This is a genomic window from Rheinheimera riviphila (assembly GCF_004005945.1).
In the GTDB taxonomy this organism is placed as follows: Bacteria; Pseudomonadota; Gammaproteobacteria; order Enterobacterales; family Alteromonadaceae; genus Pararheinheimera; species Pararheinheimera riviphila.
The window spans coordinates 219,984-240,680 of sequence record NZ_SACS01000002.1 but is presented as its reverse complement, the minus strand read 5'-3'; the positions used below and the strand labels follow the sequence as shown (position 1 = coordinate 240,680).

19 protein-coding genes are annotated in these 20,697 nt (G+C 50.5%); 11 read left to right on the top strand and 8 right to left on the bottom strand.

Annotated features, from left to right (window positions below; all coding sequences use genetic code 11):
- Window positions 1-137: 137 nt before the first annotated feature.
- The 4 genes from EOE67_RS03475 (at window position 138) to EOE67_RS03460 (ending at window position 6,429) form a co-directional block, all read left to right on the top strand.
- Window positions 138-1,514 carry a hypothetical protein gene (locus tag EOE67_RS03475; RefSeq protein WP_127697655.1) on the top strand — a complete coding sequence of 459 codons (1,377 nt, stop codon included), beginning with the start codon at window positions 138-140 and terminating at the stop codon, window positions 1,512-1,514.
- 522 nt (window positions 1,515-2,036) lie between these two features.
- Window positions 2,037-3,140, top strand: a complete 1,104-nt coding sequence (locus tag EOE67_RS03470) for a nitroreductase family protein (RefSeq protein ID WP_240652702.1) — start codon at window positions 2,037-2,039, stop codon at window positions 3,138-3,140.
- Window positions 3,141-3,177: 37 nt separating this feature from the next.
- The gene (locus tag EOE67_RS03465) at window positions 3,178-4,350 is read left to right on the top strand and encodes a polysaccharide pyruvyl transferase family protein (protein WP_127697654.1); all 1,173 of its coding nucleotides are present in this window, start codon (window positions 3,178-3,180) and stop codon (window positions 4,348-4,350) included.
- Between the two features lie 105 nt (window positions 4,351-4,455).
- Window positions 4,456-6,429 (top strand): polysaccharide biosynthesis protein, encoded by a 1,974-nt coding sequence (locus EOE67_RS03460; RefSeq protein ID WP_127697653.1) that lies wholly within the window; start codon window positions 4,456-4,458, stop codon window positions 6,427-6,429.
- 6 nt (window positions 6,430-6,435) lie between these two features.
- Here the strand turns inward: EOE67_RS03460 and EOE67_RS03455 are convergent, their stop codons facing one another.
- Window positions 6,436-7,038 carry a thymidine kinase gene (locus tag EOE67_RS03455; RefSeq protein ID WP_127697652.1) on the bottom strand — a complete coding sequence of 201 codons (603 nt, stop codon included), beginning with the start codon at window positions 7,036-7,038 and terminating at the stop codon, window positions 6,436-6,438.
- A 165-nt stretch (window positions 7,039-7,203) separates the two neighbouring features.
- Between EOE67_RS03455 and EOE67_RS03450 the strand changes: the two genes are divergently transcribed.
- From EOE67_RS03450 to EOE67_RS03420, 7 genes are all read left to right on the top strand, one after another.
- Complete coding sequence (locus tag EOE67_RS03450; RefSeq protein WP_127697651.1) at window positions 7,204-7,620, top strand: MAPEG family protein; 417 nt, start codon at window positions 7,204-7,206, stop codon at window positions 7,618-7,620.
- A 3-nt stretch (window positions 7,621-7,623) separates the two neighbouring features.
- Window positions 7,624-8,079 carry a YqaA family protein gene (locus EOE67_RS03445; protein ID WP_127697650.1) on the top strand — a complete coding sequence of 152 codons (456 nt, stop codon included), beginning with the start codon at window positions 7,624-7,626 and terminating at the stop codon, window positions 8,077-8,079.
- Window positions 8,080-8,154: 75 nt separating this feature from the next.
- Window positions 8,155-9,036 carry a peptidylprolyl isomerase gene (locus EOE67_RS03440; RefSeq protein ID WP_127697649.1) on the top strand — a complete coding sequence of 294 codons (882 nt, stop codon included), beginning with the start codon at window positions 8,155-8,157 and terminating at the stop codon, window positions 9,034-9,036.
- 335 nt (window positions 9,037-9,371) lie between these two features.
- On the top strand, window positions 9,372-9,770 hold the full coding sequence (locus tag EOE67_RS03435) for a DUF2750 domain-containing protein (RefSeq protein WP_068063749.1): 399 nt from the start codon (window positions 9,372-9,374) through the stop codon (window positions 9,768-9,770).
- 197 nt (window positions 9,771-9,967) lie between these two features.
- Window positions 9,968-10,180 (top strand): bacterioferritin-associated ferredoxin, encoded by a 213-nt coding sequence (locus EOE67_RS03430; protein ID WP_127697648.1) that lies wholly within the window; start codon window positions 9,968-9,970, stop codon window positions 10,178-10,180.
- Between the two features lie 178 nt (window positions 10,181-10,358).
- Window positions 10,359-11,285 carry an aspartoacylase gene (locus EOE67_RS03425; protein WP_127697647.1) on the top strand — a complete coding sequence of 309 codons (927 nt, stop codon included), beginning with the start codon at window positions 10,359-10,361 and terminating at the stop codon, window positions 11,283-11,285.
- Window positions 11,286-11,752: 467 nt separating this feature from the next.
- Entirely contained in the window at window positions 11,753-14,035 is a 2,283-nt protein-coding gene (locus EOE67_RS03420) for a putative bifunctional diguanylate cyclase/phosphodiesterase (RefSeq protein ID WP_164852203.1), read from the top strand.
- A 196-nt stretch (window positions 14,036-14,231) separates the two neighbouring features.
- On the opposite strand, the gene gloA is transcribed toward EOE67_RS03420, so the two are convergent.
- The 7 genes from gloA to rsxB all read right to left on the bottom strand — a co-directional run bounded on the left by gloA (window position 14,232) and on the right by rsxB (window position 20,697).
- The gene (gene gloA / locus EOE67_RS03415) at window positions 14,232-14,633 is read right to left on the bottom strand and encodes a lactoylglutathione lyase (protein ID WP_127697645.1); all 402 of its coding nucleotides are present in this window, start codon (window positions 14,631-14,633) and stop codon (window positions 14,232-14,234) included.
- Window positions 14,634-14,694: 61 nt separating this feature from the next.
- Complete coding sequence (gene nth, locus EOE67_RS03410) at window positions 14,695-15,327, bottom strand: endonuclease III (RefSeq protein ID WP_127697644.1); 633 nt, start codon at window positions 15,325-15,327, stop codon at window positions 14,695-14,697.
- Window positions 15,324-16,034 (bottom strand): electron transport complex subunit E, encoded by a 711-nt coding sequence (locus tag EOE67_RS03405; protein ID WP_127697643.1) that lies wholly within the window; start codon window positions 16,032-16,034, stop codon window positions 15,324-15,326. Before EOE67_RS03405 ends, nth begins: the two co-directional genes overlap by 4 nt.
- Window positions 16,035-16,088: 54 nt before the next feature.
- Window positions 16,089-16,715 (bottom strand): electron transport complex subunit RsxG, encoded by a 627-nt coding sequence (gene rsxG, locus EOE67_RS03400; protein ID WP_127697642.1) that lies wholly within the window; start codon window positions 16,713-16,715, stop codon window positions 16,089-16,091.
- Window positions 16,715-17,779: an electron transport complex subunit RsxD gene (gene rsxD / locus EOE67_RS03395; RefSeq protein ID WP_127697641.1), complete on the bottom strand. Its 1,065-nt coding sequence runs from the start codon at window positions 17,777-17,779 to the stop codon at window positions 16,715-16,717. The genes rsxG and rsxD overlap by 1 nt, the downstream gene beginning before the upstream one ends.
- Window positions 17,776-20,109: an electron transport complex subunit RsxC gene (rsxC, locus tag EOE67_RS03390; RefSeq protein WP_127697640.1), complete on the bottom strand. Its 2,334-nt coding sequence runs from the start codon at window positions 20,107-20,109 to the stop codon at window positions 17,776-17,778. The genes rsxD and rsxC overlap by 4 nt, the downstream gene beginning before the upstream one ends.
- Window positions 20,110-20,697 (bottom strand): electron transport complex subunit RsxB, encoded by a 588-nt coding sequence (gene rsxB / locus EOE67_RS03385; protein ID WP_127697639.1) that lies wholly within the window; start codon window positions 20,695-20,697, stop codon window positions 20,110-20,112.

Below are 20,697 nucleotides of genomic sequence, written 5' to 3'. Positions count from 1 at the left end.
AAAAATTTACCGTTGACAAAAGTTGTCACGGTAATAGAATGTCACGAGGAAATTGGTTAGCCCCAGTTTCTTAACTAAAAAAGAAGCTAAGGCACGATGCCAGATGTTTCAATTTCATGAAATTGGAGAAAGTTCTAATGAAAACAATCTTTACAAAATCTTTAGTAGCTTTGGCTCTGGCTGCTGCAGCTGGTAACGCTATTGCTGCTGTTGTTCCAAACCCAGAGACTAACTACTCTGCACAGGGTGTTGCTGGTGCAACTTCTATCTCTCTGGCAGCTTTAGATGTTCAGTTAAAAGCTGAATACTCTTTAAACGACGTTATCACTTTCACTTTCACTGGTGGTGAAGTTGTTCTGACTGGTGCAAACCCAACTTTAGTTGGTTTAGCTGGCGCTCCAGACCTGTCAGCTGGTATCACTTTAGGTTACCTGAACCGTACTGCTAACAGCGTAAGTTTCCGCGTTACAGCAATCGACCAGGCTGTAGTTCCTACAACTATCGACGGTTCTATTCGTTTAGCTGGTGTTGTGCTGACTAAAGCTTCTGTTGCAGCAAGCAAAGCTGTTAACGTAACTTATGCAGCAAAAACTATTGCTAACGACGTATTAGACGCTGCAACAACTAACACTGGTAAGCTGTTGGTTGTTAAAGAACAGTTCTCTGTAGCAACTACTCCGTTTGACGCTGAAGTAGATGTAAACGAAGATCGTAAATTGTTCAGCGGTGTTACTCCACGTGCTGACGTTTTAACCATCACTCCTACTAACAACGATACTTATACTTTAGCTGCTACTCTGGTTGGTAGCACTATCAAGTATAAAGTAACTGGCGATTTCACTTGGGTTGACCAAGATGCAAACGGCACAATTTCTGCTCCAGAATTGGCTCAGTTAGCTGTTGCTGGCGGTTCAGCTATTACTGCTAAAGCGCTGTCTACAGACCTGCGTACTTTGACGTTCACTGACACTCCAGTTGCTGCTACTCCGGTTGCTGTAACTGTGACTGCAAACGTTTCTGCTGCTGCTCCAGCTAAATCTCTGGTTACTCTGAACCCAGGTTCATATGCTGTTGAAGCAACTGTTGCTCACACAGCTCCTGCTGGTACTGTTGTACTGACTAAGTCAGGCGGTTCTTGGACTCTGAACGGCTCAACTGTAAACGTTCCATACATGGTATTCGGTACTCTGAACACAGTTCAGTATGGCCAAATCATCAACGTAACCAACAGCTCTTCAGTAGCTGGCGATATCTACGTTGACGTATGGGGTGAAGACGGTACTGCTCTGGTTACTAACCTGAAAGTTGGTACTGCTACTGCAAATTCAGTAACTTCAATCGCTGGTGCAGTTCGCACTGCAGTTGGCGCTGCTGGTCTGACTAACGGTAAAGCTTCTCTGCGTATCGTAACGAACGCTCCAGAAGATTCAGTAACTGTTTACTCTGCATACGTAGACGCTGGTTCACGTGAACGCGCAATCGTTAACAACGATTCTAAAGTTCAAACTAAGTAATTAGTTAGTGTTCCAAAAACGGACCTTCGGGTCCGTTTTTTTTACATAAAGTGAAGCGATTATTTTTAGTCAGTTCAGTTATATAGCTTGCGTTTTTACAGCAGATTTAGTTGGTTAAAACTTACTAATTCTGCAAAATAATTGCAGCTATTTTCGACAGAATTCGATATTATAACCGTGGACTAGATTCAATTTCATTTATAAGCTCAACAGACTACTTGTTGAGCTTTTTTTTATCCTGAATTTAGTACAAACTGTCTTGAAAGTTAAAGCCATCGTGAAATAGCTTGTGCCATTCGGCATCATCGGTTGTTCACCGTCGGATGGACCCATAACCGACATCCAAATGAGCATGGTTGGTGATAAAAAGAGTGGCGATCTGGGCTCGCATTACCATAAAGTCCGGCTTTAATTGTAACCAGAGATTTCATTTGTTATTCGAGAGTGTCAGTGATTCCCTGATGTTTGTTTTTCCCGGACTGAATAAATGGCTTGTTGGCAGTCCACTGTTCAAGGCTTCTTATGCTCCTTCGTAAAATTGCTGCTGGGTTATCAGTCAGCCAAAAGTTGATGATTAAACAACAAATCCGTAAATTTAAACTCATTGTATCTGGGTTCTGTGCCTTCTCCCCATTCACCAGCAGCCTTTATTACACCTTCTTTTCTGCCAGCTTTCGCCGCGAACAACATGCAGTCCTCAAAGGTCGTTTAGCTTACCAACAGTCGTTGTCTGAACAAGCGAGCAGCAGTATTTTGCTGCGCCGTAATATTCACCGCCTGGAAAAAGGCTTGATTATGCAGCCACGGCGGGCAGTGTTTGCCGAAGACTATATTCTGGAGACTGTGGTTGAGTTTTGTCACAAAGTCACCATGCTGGACTTAGCCGAACTCAAGTGGGCTTTTGCAGTGCTCAGTGAGTATTTCGCCATTGTCGGCAGTAAGCCGTTGATTGACAAAGCCAGGCAACAATTTACCGACTTCAGCCCGGTGGCCGTAGCGCGTTTAGCACAGCTTAGTTTGCCGGCATCAGTTCCTTACACCTATGAAAATTTGCCGACCGCCGGAGTTGGCTACGATGCTTTACTACAACTGTTTAAAAGACGCCGTTCCGTGCGTTGGTTTTTATCACAGCCGGTTGAGCCATCGCTGGTACAACAAGCGATCGAAGCTGCCAGTCTGGCGCCTTCTGCCTGCAACCGTCAGCCTTATTATTTTGTTCATCTGGACGACCCGCAAACGGCTGCGGAAGTGGCAGATTTCGCTATGGGCACCACCGGTTTTTCGGAGAATATTCCTTCGTTATTGGTGGTGGTCGGGGATTTAAGTGCTTACCCGGAAGAACGCGACCGGCACGTCATTTACATTGATGCAGCACTTGCCAGTATGCAGCTGATGTTGGCGCTGGATACTTTAGGTTTAGCGAGTTGTCCGATTAACTGGCCGGACATTGAAAGCCGCGAACAAAAAATGGCAACACGGCTGCAATTACAACCTTATCAACGTCCGGTGATGCTGATTGCTTATGGCTATGCGGATCCCAATGGTGGTATTGCCTATTCGCAGAAAAAACCGGCTGAGTTGTTATTGCAGCCGGATCCACAAAAACCAGTTGTCACTAAAAACTAGAATTTAAAACGAGTAAGTCAGACAAGGAATCAAGCGGTTGATTATCGAAATTCGTGGGGTGCAGTTCGTCAACAAAGGTGCTGAGTTGATGCTGCATGCTTGTTTAGCGCAAATTCAGCAACACTGGCCACAAGCGCAGATTGCATTGGCGCCGAATAAAAACTCGCCTTATCAGGCACGCGCATTATTAGGTGCCTTGCAAAAATTACCGTTACGGTTTCGGGGCTACGATTTTAATGCACTGAGTTACTGGCTGCCGAAGCGTTTGCGCAGTTTCCTGCGCCATTGGCTTGGTGTGGTGTTTGAAGTGGATATCGACTGGGTGTTGGATGCGTCTGGTTTTGCTTATGGTGACCAATGGGGTGGCCGTAACATCAAGGTGTTGACCGATGAAATCTTAAGACTGCAGCGCCATCAAAAAGGTTATGTATTGTTACCTCAGGCCTTTGGTCCTTTTACCGGGCAGCGTGAACGACTGCAGCTGCAAGCTGCTTTACCAGCGGCCTGGCTGGTCTGCCCGCGCGACGATGCCAGTTTTCAGCATCTGCATTCATTGTTGGGCGATAGAGCAAACCTGCAGCAGTTTGCTGATTTTACCAATCTGGTGAAGCCGCTATTGCCGGAGCAATTGCCAGAAAAACCGCTGTGCCTGATCATTCCGAACGCGGCAATGGTGAGTAAAAAAAATCGCAATCAGCAATGGCAGGCCAATTATCTGCGGGTGTTGGAATTAGCGGTGCATACAGCCTTCAGCCAGCAACTTGAGCCGGTGTTACTGAACCATGAAGGTGCAGCAGATGCCGACATCTGTCAGTTGATTGCCAGTAAATTTCAGCCGCCACTGCGGGTGATCAACGAGCCGGATCCGCGTCAAGTGAAAGGCTGGATTGCCAGCAGTAAACTGGTGGTTTGTTCGCGGTTCCACGGTTGTGTCAGTGCTTTGTCTTCCGGCATCTCTTGCCTGGGTACCAGTTGGAGCCATAAATACGAAGCCTTGTTCGGCGAATATCAACAGGCGGATTGTTTGTTGCAGCCAGATGTTGACGCGGTGCAGCTGGAAGCTTTATTTTTAAGTTCAAATACTTTGGCGAAAGCAGTCGAAGCGCAAACCGCTATCAAATTTTACCAAGACCAAAGCGTGCAATTGTGGCAACAAGTCGTTATTGCAGTTGCGAATGGTTTGAAATCAAGTTCAGATAAGGTTAAGTGACAGACTGTAGCATTCGATGGTGTAACAATGGCGTTATCCGTTATACTAGCAACGCTTTCCGTTGTCTTCAGCTTGTCATCAACACGGAACCTGGGAGTTTAATGCATGCTTGAATGGCTTTTGTCTTTGCCACGTTATGCCAAACGTGCAATTTCAGTAATTGCTGATGTTGGATTTTTAACATTTTCAATGTTGGTTGCTGTTTACGTTACACAGGAAATTCCTCTCGCGGCATTGCTGCAAACCTTCCCAATTTTTCTGCTATCTGTTCCAGCGACGATTCTGGCTTTCACCAAATTAGGGTTATACCGCGCGGTTATTCGCTATATCGGGCAACATGCGCTTGGTGCTGTGCTGGCGGGTATTCTGAGTAACGCGATGATCCTGGTGATGTTATTTCAGTTGGTTGGTATTGCCGATAAAGGCAATCTGGTGTTCGTGTATGCCATTCTGGCGTTGGTGACCAGCGGTGGTTTACGTTTGGTGGCGCGGATGTTTTTATTCCAGCGGCACAATGGTCATAAACAACGGGTGCTGATTTATGGGGCCGGTTCTTCTGGTCGGCAGTTGGCGCAGGCACTTTTGAACGGCGAACAATTTCATCCTGTGGCCTTTGTCGATGACGATGCAACCTTACAACGCTCAACCATTCTTGGCATGCATGTTGGTAGCCCGGCACAAATTGCTGCTATCGTAAAATCAAAAAATGTCAGCCGTATTTTATTGGCGATGCCATCTGCCAGTCGGGCACGGCGTCGTGAAGTGCTTGAATCCTTAGATAATTTACCAATTCCGGTACAAACAGTGCCGGGCATGAGCGATATTGTTGATGGCTCGATGCGGATTGATGAATTACAAGATGTCAAAATTGAAGACTTGCTTGGCCGTGATCCGGTGGCACCAAAATTAAAACTGATGCACGCCAATATTAAAGAAAAAGTGGTGATGGTCAGCGGTGCCGGTGGCTCGATTGGCTCGGAATTATGTCGCCAAATCGTCCAATACGAACCGACGATGCTGGTGCTATTTGAAGCATCAGAATTTGCGCTATATAGCATTGAGCAAGAATTAGCTGCTTATATTCAAGAGCTTGGTGTCGATGTAAAGTTAAAACCTATTCTTGGCAACGTGCAAAAACAAGCCAGGGTACAAGCAGTGATGCAGAGCTTTAAGGTACAAACCGTGTACCATGCTGCGGCGTATAAACATGTGCCGCTGGTTGAATACAATATTGTCGAAGGCGTCAGCAATAACGTGTTTGGCACCTGGTGTGCTGCTGAAGCGGCCATTGCGGCCGGTGTTGAAACTTTTGTGCTGATTTCAACCGATAAAGCGGTGCGGCCAACTAATATTATGGGCGCGTCGAAACGTCTGGCAGAGCTGGTATTACAAGGCTTGTCGACGCGTCAGCATCACACCCGTTTTTGTATGGTGCGTTTTGGTAATGTGCTGGGCTCGTCTGGTTCGGTGGTACCGTTATTTCGTGAGCAAATTCGCAATGGTGGCCCGCTGACGGTGACCCACCCGGAAATTATCCGGTATTTTATGACCATCCCGGAAGCGGCCCAGTTGGTGATTCAAGCGGGCGCCATGGGCAAGGGCGGTGATGTGTTTGTATTGGATATGGGCGAGCCGGTGCGTATTGCTGATTTAGCGCGCCGGATGGTGCATCTGATGGGGCTGGAAGTGAAAGATCAGCAACACCCGGAAGGTGACATTGAAATTTGTTTTTCTGGTTTACGACCAGGCGAAAAATTGTATGAAGAGCTGCTGATCGGTGAAAACGTGCGCCAAACCGCCCATCCGCGGATTATGGCTGCCGATGAAGTATCGATGTCGTGGAAAGAAATGTCCGAGTTACTACGTCAGCTTGAACACCACTGCGAAAACTTCGCCGTGGCGCAAATAGTGAAGCTGATCACCGAAGCGCCGACAGGCTTTAATCACAGCAGTCCAATCAGCGATTTGGTCGATGCCGGACATAAAACTGCCGACAAAAACCTGGATAAAAATCCCAGCCCGGTGCGGCCGGTATTTAAGCCGGTCAGTGAAGTACCGGCGGTCGTGCGTGCCAGTTAAACAACTTTAAATACTGTTATCCGGGTCCGAAGGTTGCCACACCAGCTGTTTAAAGTGGTTGCGGCACATCGAAACGTATGTGTCATTGCCGCCAATTTGCACCTGCGAACCTGCCGTTGAGGCATGGCCATCCTGATCCAGCCTGACCACAAAGTTGGCTTTACGGCCGCAGTGACAAATCGTTTTCAGTTCAATCAGTTTATCGGCCCAGGCTAACAGCGCCTGGCTGCCGGCAAAGGTTTCGCCCAAAAAATCTGTCCGTAAGCCAAACGCCAGCACCGGCACATGTAAGTTATCAACCACATCGGTGAGCTGACGTACCTGCGCTTTTGACAAAAACTGCGCTTCGTCAATCAGCACACAATCGAGCCGTCCTTGGTGTTTTAAGTCCTGGCACTTCGTCAGGAAATTCAAATCTGCGTCAAATAACAGGGCATCCATCGCCAGACCAATCCGCGAACTGACTTTACCAATACCGTACCTATCGTCCAGCGCCGCGGTAAAAATAGCCGCGTTCATGCCACGTTCCTGATAGTTATAGGCACTTTGTAATAAGGCCGTGGATTTGCCGGCATTCATCGCCGAATAATAAAAATACAACTGTGCCATGGTATGTCCGCAGAAATTAGCAAAGGCCACAGTATAACCGGATGCTCTGCCATTACAGAAGTGGCTGGTCGACCTTTCAGCAGCTAGCGCGCCATATACAGTTTGGGGTGGAGTCAGGGGGCTGAATGCATTACTCTGAGATCACAAATAGAAGGAGGGCAGATTGTGGATAAACTTTTAGTGTTAACCGTGGTGGCGGAGGTGCTGTTAATCAGCGTCATTATGGTGATTATGGGGCGCCGGCGTTTTAGTGCGGCCAGAAATAAAGAAATTAGTTTGGGCGCTTTTCGGACCATGGATTTGGCCGGCGCCAATGAAGGGGTGATCACCGCCAGCCGCAATTTCGACAATCAGTTCCAGATGCCGATGTTGTTTATGTTTGGCGTGTTATTTGTCCTGCACTTTCAACTGGCCGATCTGGTGTTTGTGCTGCTTGGTGCGCTTTATATAGCACTGCGCTTGTTACATAGCATCGTGCATATTACTTCGAACCACGTGCGACGCCGCTTTAATCTGTTTTTAATCAGCTGTGTGGTGCTCTGGGCATTCTGGATCCGTTTTGTGTTGATGTTGTTGGTGTAACAGATGACGGACTGGTTTTTCTGGCCCTGGCTATTGCTGTTGGCCAGCGCATTTACCTCAGCAACTATACTGCCAGGCAGTTCAGAAGTGGTGATGGCGGGCATGTGGTGGCACGGGTTTACCCCGCTTTTGCTTTGGGTGGTCGCCACTTTTGGCAATGTGTTGGGATCTTGTGTGAATTGGTGGTTAGGCTCACAGGCGCTGCGTTTTTCGGACCGCAAATGGTTTCCGGTGAAACCGCCACAAATGGCGCGCGCTGAGCACTGGTTTGGCCGTTTTGGCACGCCGGCCTTGTTACTCAGCGCATTACCGGTGGTTGGTGATCCGCTGACCATCGTCGCCGGTGTGATGCGGATGCGCTTGTCGTTGTTTGTACTGATGGTGTTTATCGCCAAAGGTGGCCGTTATGCGGTGTTATTGCTGGCTGCCGATCAGTTGCTGCCGATGCCAGCCGTTTGATGCGCACTGATTGATACGAAATGTTTGTTGCGCACAGTAATGTTCAATTTGGTTTTTCAACAAGGAACTTAACGGATGAAGTTGGTAAGTAAATTATCCTGGCTAACGGCGGGTTTCTGTTGGATATGTCAGGTGAATGCTGCCGAAGTCGCAGCAAAAGTCGCTGTAAACGAAGTGTGGCTGGATCTACCGCAATCGGAACTGGTGTATCTGCAATTGGAGCATGGCACTGTGGTGTTTAAACTGGCCGATCAGTTTGCACCACGTCACACGGAGCGTTTCCGGCAATTAGTGCGGGCTGGTTTTTATCAGGGGCTGACGTTTTACCGGGTGATTGATCAATTTGTGCTACAAGCTGGTTTACCGGAAGATGAAAAACACCCAACACTCACCAACCAAAACTGGCCTGGGGTTAAAGCCGAATTTAGCTGGCCGGTAAAAGCCGCCGATCGCTATACCTTAGTGCAAAAACCGGAAATGTTTGCTGCTGAAACAGGTTTTAATCAGGGATTTGCGGTCGGTCGTGACAGCGGTCAGGAATGGCTGCTGAGTTGCCCATTGACCGTCAATCTGGCGCGCGACACCAATGCCGATAGTGGCACCACCGATTTTGCTTTGATGCGTGGTCAGGCACCAAGGCATTTGGATCAGAATATGTCGGTGTTTGCCAAAGTCGTGTGGGGCGCTGAGCTGTTAAACGGCGTCAACTATGGTCCGGCACAGACCGGCGGTATCATTGCTGATGTGAAGGCACGGAGTAAGATTGTCAGCGCTACACTCGGCAGTGATTTACCCGAAAGTGCCCGTTTAGCGTTGCAATGGCAGGACACCAGTAGCCCGGCTTTTATCGACGCTCTGGCACAGCGCCGTGCACGCGGTAATGAATTCTTTAAACACAAAGGCAATGGTGCGCTGGATATTTGTTATAGCCAGGTGCCAGTGCGGTTAAAGCCTTAGTCCGCAGCACAAAGGACTAGGCGAAATTCAGAGTTTGGGTCATCATAGCGGATATCTATACCCAAAATCATTGAAGATGCGGGTAGGCGCCGAATGAGTGCGTCCCTGGGAGCATAGCTATCTATGTGACCAGGGCGGACGAGAGATGGCAACAACCCCGCATCTTCAAGGATGACGGGTATATACCCAAAATCATTGACGATGCGGGTAGGCGGCAACTGAACGAATCCCCAGGAGCATAGCTGTTCTATGCGACTGGGGTGAGCGAAGGCGGCCAACAACCCCGCATCTTCAAGGATGACGGGTATACCAATAACCAAGTGAAAGGTAAAATTATGGAATACACCCTGTCTGCGGACGAACTGAAAAAAGTGACCCAATTGGACGCTGAACAGCGTTACGATTATTTTATTACCGCAGTAGCTGATTTGGAAAAGATCTGGATCCTGACCGATGAAGAAGGTTTTGTCCTGGTTACGGCTGAAGATGAGCGTTGTATTCCGGTGTGGCCACATGCCGAAGTGGCGCAGCTGTGGATTGAAGGCGATTGGGCCAATTGCTCAGCGCAGGCCGTTGATATCAGCACCTGGCTCGACAAATGGACTTCTGGTTTAGACGGTGATGAGCTGTCCATCGCGGTATTCCCGCATGCGGATGAACCAGGCATCGTGATTTCTCCGGTCGAACTGCAGGAAACCCTGCTCGAAGCGATGGAAGAAGATAGCAGCCACTAAGATTTGATTGGAAGGCCACTGTACAGGTGGTTTTTTACGACAAATCCCATAGTTGCAAGTCTCAAAAATGCGAAATAGTGCAGACTGTTTCGCTTTTTTTATTGCTGCAACAGCCACTTGCGGTGGTTTTTTATAGCAGTATTGATAATTGTTCTTAATTAGATTAAGATAACGGCGATTTTCAGGAGTAGGCTGTTATGTACATTTGTGTTTGTAAAGCAGTGACCGACAAAGCAATCCGTAACCTGGTGGCGGATGGTGCCTGTTCCATGCGCGAGCTGAAGCAGTGCTTAGGTGTGGGTAGTCAATGTGGTAAATGTACCCCGGCGGCGCAGGATCTGCTCAACCGTAGTCTGACTGAACAAATGCGTATTCCTTGTAACGTGCTGGAACAACGTCCTGCGGCCTGAAGCCGATTGGGTGTTTAACGCAAAATTCTTATTTATATCCATATTATCTGCATGAATATCTGATTTTCATTCAAAAACATTCAAAAAGAACAGCAGCTCGGGCATAATGACCGTCTTTTGTGATGCCTGAACACTCGCCGGTATCACCCGATATTCAGCCAATTTGCCGGAGCTTTTCATGTCAGATTTTTCAGCCATCGCTGCCACCAAGCCTATCCGCACAGTCGCAATTGTCGGCGGTACCCATGGCAATGAATTCTCCGGTATTTATCTGGAGAAACGCTATCGCGCCGCACCGGAACTCACTACAAGATCCAGCTTCAGTTGCCGCACTTTGCTGGCCAATCCGATGGCGCATCAGGCCAATAAACGATATCGCGACAGCGACTTAAACCGGCAGTTTAAGACCGTTGATTTAGCCAATCCGGCACTTGCCAATTATGAACAAAGCCGGGCTAAGGTTATTAACGCTGAGCTGGGCCCCAAAGGCGCCGCCAAAACCGACTTTCTAATTGATTTACACAACACCACCAGCAATATGGGTGCTTGTTTAATTCTGACTCAGCCTGGGGCTATTTATAATCTGCTGGCCGGTTACATTGCGCAGAAGATGCCGGAAGCGGTGATTTCGCGGGATGAAGATCATTTTAAAGCTGAGGATCATGCGCTGCTTTGTACTGTGGGTACTTTTGGGGTGATTGTCGAAGTTGGGCCACAACCGCAGTCGGTGTTACGCCAGGACGTGCTGGAACAAATGCACGAGATGACCCAGCATATTCTGGATTTTATTGAACATTACAATCTGGGCACGTTGCCGGAATTGCCAGCGCGGGTTGAAGCTTTCCGGTATTTACATAGTCTGAAGTTGCCGGTATCAGCCAACGGTGAACGGCTTGGCATGGTGCATAAAAATATTCAGGACCGTGATTATCAGCCCATTCAGCCCGGACAACCGCTGTTTACCTTGTTTAGTGGGGAAGAGTTGCCTTATGAAGGTACGGAAGTGGTGTATCCGACTTTTATTAATGAGGCCGCTTATTATGATAATAATCTGGCGCTGTCGCTGAATGAAAAAGTCTGGATTGAGGTTTATCCAGAGGGTTAGTTGGTGTTGTTGGCGTATTCGGCTTTATCGGCGTATTCGGCGTACTACCGCTAGCGCGGTGAGTACGCCCTACGCTGACGCGGTGAGTACGCCCTACTCAGGCAATTGATTTTATTTAGGAAGTAGGGCGGACTCACCGAAGGTAGTCCGCCGTATATCAACATTTAAAACGACCACTTGGCGTATTCGGCGTACTACCGCTAGCGCGGTGAGTACGCCCTACATTTTTTCATTCTAATCACAATATGTTAAGCGTATCCGGAGGGCGGACTCACTGGGTCCGCCGCTCTCGACTCTATTTTCAACAGATCCAGGCTATCGTTGCTTTCATCATTATTTATTTTTGTTTTTCCTGCTTAAATACTTGCTGCAATTATGTTTTAGTTTGAATATCAGTTTATTATCATCGAACTTGCTGTGGCACTGTGTGCCGCATGCTTTTCCCAAAGTTATTGCCGGAGCCCTTGATGCAGGATATGGCACTGGTTTCCTTTGTGGTGGATGTACTCCTGAGTGTGTTGCTGATTTTCCTGTGGTGGCTGCAACGACGGGACTTTCATGCACTGTATTGGGGGCTTGGACATCTCAGTCTGACGCTGATGGTGCTGTATTGGTATCTGCCACAGCCATTGCTGCCGGGTTATGCCTGGCGTTATGAAATTGTCACGCTGCTCGCCTTAGGCGGCTGGTGTGGTTATTGGTTTGGCAGTCGTTGGGCGCTGGGCGCAGATTTAACCCATTGGCGGCGTGAACTCTGGGTGTTGCTGATTGCTGCGCTGGTGCTGCGTTCCAGTGTGCAATGGGGCGATCCTTTTGTGTCGTTGATGTCACCGATGGCACTGCTGCATTATGGCGTGATGGCGGTTTTATTCGCGCTCAGCGGTTATTGGTTCTGGCGCCGGTTGCCGGAATACCGTTGGCTCGGCGCTATCTTAATGACGCGTGCGCTGGTGACCCTGGTGATGCCGCCGGCCAGTGAATATCAATGGCATCTATCGTCCGTGTTGGCGGTGGCGGCCGCCGCAAAAATCGCCTGCCTGTTCGGCTTCTTTTATCTGGTACTGGATCAAATCCGCCAGCGATACCGCGCAATGCTGGATAGCCTGAGTCATGGATTTATGATCCGCGATAAAGCCGGTTATATCAGAACTGCCAATACCCGTGGTGCCCGATTATTGGGCTACAGTTCCCGCCAGCAATTACAGGGTAAACATGTCACCGAAGTGTTGCCCAGGCTGACCCGCGCGATGGCAGATCAATACTTTCAACGATTGTCGGCACCGCACTCCAAACCTCCTTATATCGATGAAGCCGAACTTCTGCTGCACAATGGCCAGACTTTACAGGCCGAACTGATTAGTTCCCCTTATGTTGAACGCGGCCAGCTGTATGCTCTGGTGCAATTGTTGGATATCAGTGAACGTAAAGCGCAACAAGCTGCATTGCAGCTGGCGGCGGCGACCGATCGGCTGACCGGTTTATTCAACCGTAATGCCTTTGGTCAGCACGTCGACGGGCTGTTGCTCACACAAGCGGTGGCGGTGTTGGTATTTGATGTCGACCATTTTAAGCGGATCAACGACAACTTTGGCCCACAGATTGGCGATCAATTGCTGGTGGAAGTTGCCAGGCGGCTGCAACAGGAATTTGCCGCTTTACCCCTGGCACGCCTTGGTGGTGATGAATTTGCGCTGGCGTTGTTATTGGGATCGTCTGCAGCTGAAACTGTCGAAACCCTGACGCCACCGCTGGTGCTACAGCAAGTCAGCAGCCGATTACAGCAGGTATTCAGCGCACCGTTTCAGCTGCAGGGCCTGGTACTGCCGCTGTCGCTGAGCATCGGCAGCTGCGAGTCGCCAACGGACGGCTGCGACAGTGATACCTTACTTAAACACGCCGATATCGCCATGTACGAAGCGAAACAGCAAGGCCGCAATCGTTGGGTGTGTTTCCGCCAGCCGATGCTGGAGCGCTCCAAGCAACTATTGTTTATTGATACTGAGTTAAAACAGGCAATTGTGCGCCAGGAATTGTCCCTGGTTTATCAGCCGATTTATCACAGCGGCACCCCCACTTTTACCAAAATGGAAGCGTTGCTGCGCTGGCATAGTCGAAGTCTTGGTGTGGTGGGCCCGGATCGGTTTATTCCGGTGGCTGAAGAAAGTGGTTATATCGTGCAGCTGGGGCATTGGGTGTTAGAGCAGACTTGTCAGCAGCTGGCGTTGTGGCAACAAAGCAGCCAGGATTTACTGGTAATGAGTGTCAATGTCTCGGCATTGCAGCTAAATCAGCCGGGTTTTGCGGATGTCATCAAGCAGTTGCTGCAACAGTATCAATTACAACCGGCGCAGCTGGAGCTGGAGATCACTGAGCGGGTGTTGCTGGATGACAGTGCCGAAGTCAGCGCTGTGTTGCAAATGCTCACCGCTCTTGGTGTGCAAATTTCGTTGGACGATTTTGGCACCGGTTATAGCTCGCTGAGTTATTTAAGCCGTTTTCCGCTGCAAACCTTAAAAATTGACCGCTCCTTTGTGCAAGCGATGAGCGACAATGATCGCAGCCGCGATTTAGTGCGCGCCATTGTGGCGATGGGGCAGAGTTTGCAGCTGCAACTGGTGGCCGAAGGGGTAGAAACGCAGGAGCAGGCGGGCGCTTTAACTTTGCTTGGCTGTCAATTTTTGCAAGGGTATTACCTGGCGCGGCCGCAATCTGCGGATCAGATCAGTCAGCAGCTGCGGCAGTTGTCCTAAGCTGATGTGAATATACCCAAAATCATTGAAGATTCGGGATGGCCACGGTGGAACCGCGGCAACTGAACGAATCTGGAGCGCCAGTCCGACCCGGAGCATAGCTGTTCTATGTGACTGGGTCGGACTGACGCTTCAGTGAGTGAAGGCGGCCAACAACCCCGAATCTTCAAGGATGACGGGTATAAACAGCCAGCCATTACAGCGCTTGGTAATTGGCTTTTTTCTGAATCAATTCAATTGCATAATTGTCCGGATCCCGCACAAAAGCGATTTCGGTGGTGCCCCCTTTGACCGGTCCAGGCTCGCGGCTTACCACGCCACCACGGGCTTTGATCTCGGCACAAGCCTGATAGATATCATCCACTTCCAGCGCAATATGGCCAAAAGCCGTGCCTAATTCATACTGCTCAACGCCGTAGTTGTAGGTCAGCTCCAGCACCGCACCTTCGCGCTCATCGCCAAAACCAACAAACGCCAGGGTGTATTGATACTCAGGGTTATCTGACTGGCGCAGTAATTTCATCCCCAGCACCTGGGTGTAAAAGTCGATGGAGCGCTGTAACTGCGTTACGCGCAGCATGGTGTGTAAAATCCGCATGGCAATGTCCTGTGGGTGAATGGCTGGCAAGCCGATGGTGGCGCTGTCGGCCGCTGTGGCGCTATTCAGCTTTTTCTTTATATTCGCACAAATCTTCCACCGGGCAACTGCCACATTTTGGTTTACGGGCAATGCAGGTGTAACGACCATGCAGAATAAGCCAGTGGTGCACATCGAGTTTAAACTCGGCTGGCACCACTTTCAGTAATTTTTGTTCCACCTGGTCGACGTTGGCGCCAGGCGCAAAGTTCATCCGGTTGCTGACACGGAAGATGTGGGTGTCGACAGCGATGGTTGGCCAGCCGAAAGCAGTGTTTAGCACCACATTGGCGGTTTTGCGGCCGACACCGGGCAGCGCTTCTAATGCTTCGCGGTTTTCCGGGACTTCGCCCTGGTGTTGCTCCACTAAAATCCGGCAGGTTTTAATCACATTTTCGGCTTTGGTATTAAACAAACCAATGGTTTTAATATAGTGCTTTACGCCATCGACGCCCAGCGCCAGCATGGCGGCCGGGGTTTTGGCGATGGCGAACAAGGGGCGGGTGGCTTTATTGACGCCGACGTCGGTCGCCTGCGCCGATAGCAGCACGGCAATCAGCAGTTCAAAGGGCGAGCTGTATTCCAGCTCGGTGGTTGGTGTTGGGTTCGCATCACGCAGTCTGGATAAAATGGTGATGCGTTTTTGCTGATTCATCCGGCGGAGTTCTCACTGCTGGCCACATGGGTGACTCTGGCGCGGGTGATGCTGGCGGTTTGCACCTGACTGGTTTTTTGCCGTGCATCAATGGCGTTTTTGGCGGCGATTAAAAAGCCCAGTACCATAAAAGCGCCTGGTGGCAAAATGGCCAACAGGAAATGGCTTTCGGTGTGAAAAACTTCAACCCGTAGCACCGTTGCCCAGGCGCCAAATAAGGCTTCGGCGCCATCGAACAAGGTGCCCTGACCCAAAAGCTCGCGACAAGTGCCAAGTAAAAACAACACCAGCGTAAAACCAAGCCCCATCATCAAACCATCGACAATCGACGGCAATAACGGATTTTTCGAGGCAAAAGCTTCAGCCCGGCCAATCACGATACAGTTGGTAACAATCAGCGGGATAAAAATGCCAAGCGATTGCGACAGCTGATAGGTATAAGCCTGCATCAGCTGTTCAATGGCGGTCACCACTGCGGCAATCACCATCACAAAAATCGGGATGCGGATTTCATTCGGCACCTGACTGCGGATCAGCGACACCATCAGATTGGTACTGACCAGCACCAGCATGGTGGCAAAACCAAGGCCCAGTGAGTTGGTCATGGTGGAACTGGTGGCAAGCAAAGGGCAGAGGCCCAGCAGCTGCACTAAGCCTGGATTGTTTTGCCACAGGCCTTGACGGACGATGTTGCGATAATCGCTCATATCAATCTCATTCCTTATCAACTTCGCTGCTTATCAACACACTTTTTCGCAACATCACTGCGGCTGACAGTTGGCCGGAGCCTCTGCCAGTTCCGGATGTTGTTTCAGATAAAGTGCCGTGCGTTTGACTGCCGCCACCACCGCTCTTGGCGTGATCGTCGCGCCGGTAAACTGATCAAACTCGCCGCCGTCTTTTTTCACGCCAAAGCGTTTATCGTCGGCACTTTGTACTTGGCGCTGGCGAAAACTGTCCATCCAGTTGGCTTTACGCATTTCAATTTTATCACCGAGTCCCGGTGTTTCTTTGTGGCTCAGCGTACGCACACCCAACACAGTACCGTCCGGGGTGATGGCCGCTAACAACTGAATATTGCCGCTGTAACCGTCCGGCGCAGTGGTTTCAATCACATAAGCCGCCAGTTCACCCTGTTGCCGCCAGCGATAAGTTTTGGCTTTGTGTTGAAACAACACGTCCGGTTGTTGCAACACTAAACAATCTTGTAGCAGTTCTGCAGAAGCTGCGCCTGGCGGCAGCACTTCTTGCAGCAACTTTAATTTTTGCAGTTCAGCCTGTTGCGCGATAGTCGGCGCCGTCAGCTGATTGACACTGGCGACCAGCAGCACACACACAGCTGCTGCTGCACCCAGGATCAGGGCATTTTTACTGACAAATTTCAGCATTAAAACGATCCTTTTGGTTTATGACCATAAGTCCGCGGGCGACTGTAATAATCAATCAGTGGCACCGCTAAATTGGCCAACATCACTGCAAACGCTACTGCATCCGGGAAACCACCAAAACTGCGGATCAGATAAATCAGTAGTCCAATCAAAGCGCCATAATACAAACGGCCGCGCAAAGTGGTCGACGCCGATACCGGATCGGTGGCAATAAAAAATGCCGCTAACATGGTGCCGCCACTCAGTAAATGGAACAGCGGGCTGGCATGTAAATCCGGATCAATCAGATAACCGAGTAAACTGCAAAGCCCGAGCGTGCCGAGCACCGCCACTGGAATGCGCCACTGAATAACCTTTTGTTGCCACAACCACAAACCGCCGAGTAAAAACGCCAGATTGATGTAGTTCCAGCCAAGGCCGCCAAAACTATCAAACACCGGTTGCTGCAAGCTTTCCGTTAGCGTTTTGCCGGTCGACAAATCAGTTTTGATGGTATCGAGTGGTGTGGCCATCGTCATACCATCGATATCGGTTTTCAGCTGGGTCAGGCTGTAACCGGCACAGCTGAAATCGGTAAACACCGCACACACCGGGTCCAGCCATTGTTGTTGCTGCGCCTGAAGTGTTAATGGCGGCAACCAGCTAGTCATTTGTTGTGGAAAGGAAACCAGCAAAAAGACATAAGCCGCCATCGCCGGGTTAAACAGGTTATGGCCTAAACCCCCATACAGCTGTTTAACAATGATAATGGCAAAAGCGGTGCCGAGCACAATGACCCACCAGGGCGCAAACGCCGGAATGGACACCGCCAACAGCACGGCAGTTAACATCGCGCTGTGATCTTTTAACCGGGGTAGTACTGGCTTTTGCCTTAACCGCAGGACCAGCGCTTCACTGGCCCAGGCGGTCAATATGGCCAGCACCAGCTGTAACAAGACGCCATAGCCAAAGAAGTACACCTGGCAAGCGATCCCGGGAAGACAAGCCAAGATCACTTTTTGCATCAGCACACAAGTGTGTTGCTGGCTGTGATTGTGCGGCGAGCTGGCGATTCTGAAACTCATGCCTGGTCCTTAGGATCGGTAGCTGATAACTGTTGTTTGGCTTTCGCTCTGGCGATAGCGGCAGCAATGGCGGCTTTACGTGGATCAACAGCAGGAATGTGGTCTTCTGCTGCTGTGATAGCATTTACTGCTGCGGTATTTGCTGTTGCGAGTGGCCCAGCAACAATGTCTGGTGCCGTCGCAGGTCTTTCGTCGGAAAGAGCGGCATGGGCGTCCATAGCTGCTTCCGTATTTGCCTGTTGCCGTTTTGCTTGTGCCCTGGCAATTGCGGCGGCTAAAGCCTGTCGTTTGACGGCTTCACGATCGTTGTCGCTGACAGCTGCCGCATCGGTCGCATTGGCTTCTGGCGCAGGCGCTGGATTGGTAGCGGCAACAGCAACTGCTGCAGGCTCAGCCTGAGCCTTTTTCGCTTTCGCACGGGCGATGGCTGCGGCCACGGCTGCTGCTCTGGTATCGAGCACGGGCTCTGTGGTGACTAGTGCTGCTGTGACTGGCGGCGCTGCAACGGGTACTTCCACAGACTCAGTCTGGGCTTTTTTCGCTTTGGCGCGGGCAATCGCGGCGGCGACTGCAGCGGCACGTGGATCGGCGGCGGTTTCTGGCGCTGTCGCTGTTGCAACAGCTTCAGACGATACGCTGTTGCCAGCGACTTCAGGTGCGTCAGCTACTTGAGGTGCTTCAACTACTTCAACCGTGTCAGCAGTTGACTGCTGCGCAGTCTTTTGCGCCTGATAAGCACGCGCCTCGGCTTTTTTCTGCTCACGCAGCGCAATAATTTGCTCTTTGCTGAGTTCTTGCACCGGCTCGGCTGTCGCGTCAACCCGTTGCTGCGCCTGTTCAATTTCGCGGCCTTTGTGCTGCTCGGCCATCAGTTGCTGGCGTTGCAGCGCTAACGCCTGATTGCGGGCGGCGCGTTGTTGTTTGTCTTGTTCCAGCCGCTCGTTGCGTGCTTCGAAGCGGGCTTTGGCTTGTTCAGCTTTTAATTCGTCGCGGCTTTGTTCGCGAATTTCCGCTTTGGCCACCCGATAATAATGCACCAGTGGAATTTCACTTGGGCAAACATAAGCGCAGGCACCACATTCGATGCAGTCGGCCAGGTGGTATTCTTTGAGTTTGTCTAAATCTTTGGCTTTGCTGTACCACAACAGTTGCTGCGGCAATAACACCGCCGGGCAGACTTCAGCGCAGGCGCCACAGCGAATACAGTCCATTTCGTTGTTGGCAGAAGGTAATTCAGCTTGTGATGGCGCCAGAATACAGTTGCTGGTTTTTACCACCGGTACCGACACCGAGGGCAGGGTGAACCCCATCATCGGGCCGCCCATAATAATACGCTGTGCCGGTTCCGGGCTAAAACCGCAGGCATCGAGTAAATAGCCGACTGGCGTGCCAATCAGCGCCAGCACATTTTGCGGCTGCGTCAGTGAATCGCCGACCACGGTGACAATCCGCGAAATCAGCGGCATATCTTCCAGCACCGCCTGGGCGATGGCAAATACAGTACCGACGTTTTGCATCACAATACCGATATCGAGTGGGCGACGTCCGGCCGGTACTTCTTTGCTGGTCAACAGTTGAATTAGTTGTTTTTCGCCGCCGGACGGGTATTTGGCCGGTACCGTTTTCACCAAATATTGTTCACGCTGGCTGCAGGCGGCCTGCATCGCGGCAATCGCCCCTGGTTTATCATCTTCAATGCCAATCAGCACTGCTTTGGGGCCGGATAATTCGCACAGAATATCAATGCCTTTGACGATGGTGGTGGCAAATTCCTGCATCAGCACGTCATCGGCGCTGATATAAGGCTCGCACTCGACGGCATTGATAATCAGATAATCGACGCCGTTAGCGGCACCGGTTTTTAAATGGGTCGGAAAACCAGCGCCACCCATGCCGGCAATACCGGCGTCCTGAATGCGTTGTAACAAGCTTAACCGGTCACATTCCGCCAGATTTAACGGCTGACGTTCGCGCCATTGCTCCAGACCATCGGGCGCGATCACCACACAAAGCTCTGGTAAGGCAGAAGGATGCGGGGCGATATGGGGTTCAATCGCCAGTACTGTGCCGGACGTTGGCGCATGCACCGGCACGGCCATCGCATTATCAGCCAGTGTCAGTGGCTGGCCTTTGAGAACTTGCTGACCCACCGCAACTAACAACGAACCAGGCACACCAATATGTTGGCGTAAGGGAACATACAAACGGTCCGGTAACGATAGGCGGCCAATCGGTTTTTGGCTGGTCTGTTGTTTGCGGGCAGGCGGGTGAATACCACCGTGAAAATCCCACAGTTGACCGGCTTTGATTTGCTGAAACAACGACTGCACTTAGTTGCTCTCCACGACGTTGCTGTTTGCCAAGTTGCTTTCCACCACGCGCACCGGAATCGCTTCTAAATTCCATTTCCAGCGCTCAACGGTGCCGGGTAACGGCACCATATCAATACAATTGACCGGGCAAGGTTCGACACATAAATCGCAGCCGGTACATTCGTCGATCAGTACGGTATGCATCAGCTTGGAAGCGCCGACAATAGCGTCGACCGGACAGGCCTGAATACACTTGGTGCAGCCAATACATTCATCTTCCCGAATGTAGGCGACACGCTTCACGGCAGGCGTCTGTGCGCCGTCCAGCGGTGTTGCCGCCACACCCATTAAATCGGCCAGCTTTTTAATGGCGGCTTCACCACCCGGAGGACATTTATTAATTGCATCGCCATTGGCGATGGCTTCAGCATAAGGACGGCAACCCGGATAACCACATTGCCCGCATTGGGTTTGCGGCAGAATATCGTCAATCTGATCGACCAGCGGATCAGCTTCTACTTTAAAACGTAATGCGGCATATCCCAGAATGGCACCGAAAATCAGCGCCAGGCAGCCAATCGCAATCAGAGCAACAAGCATCGACAT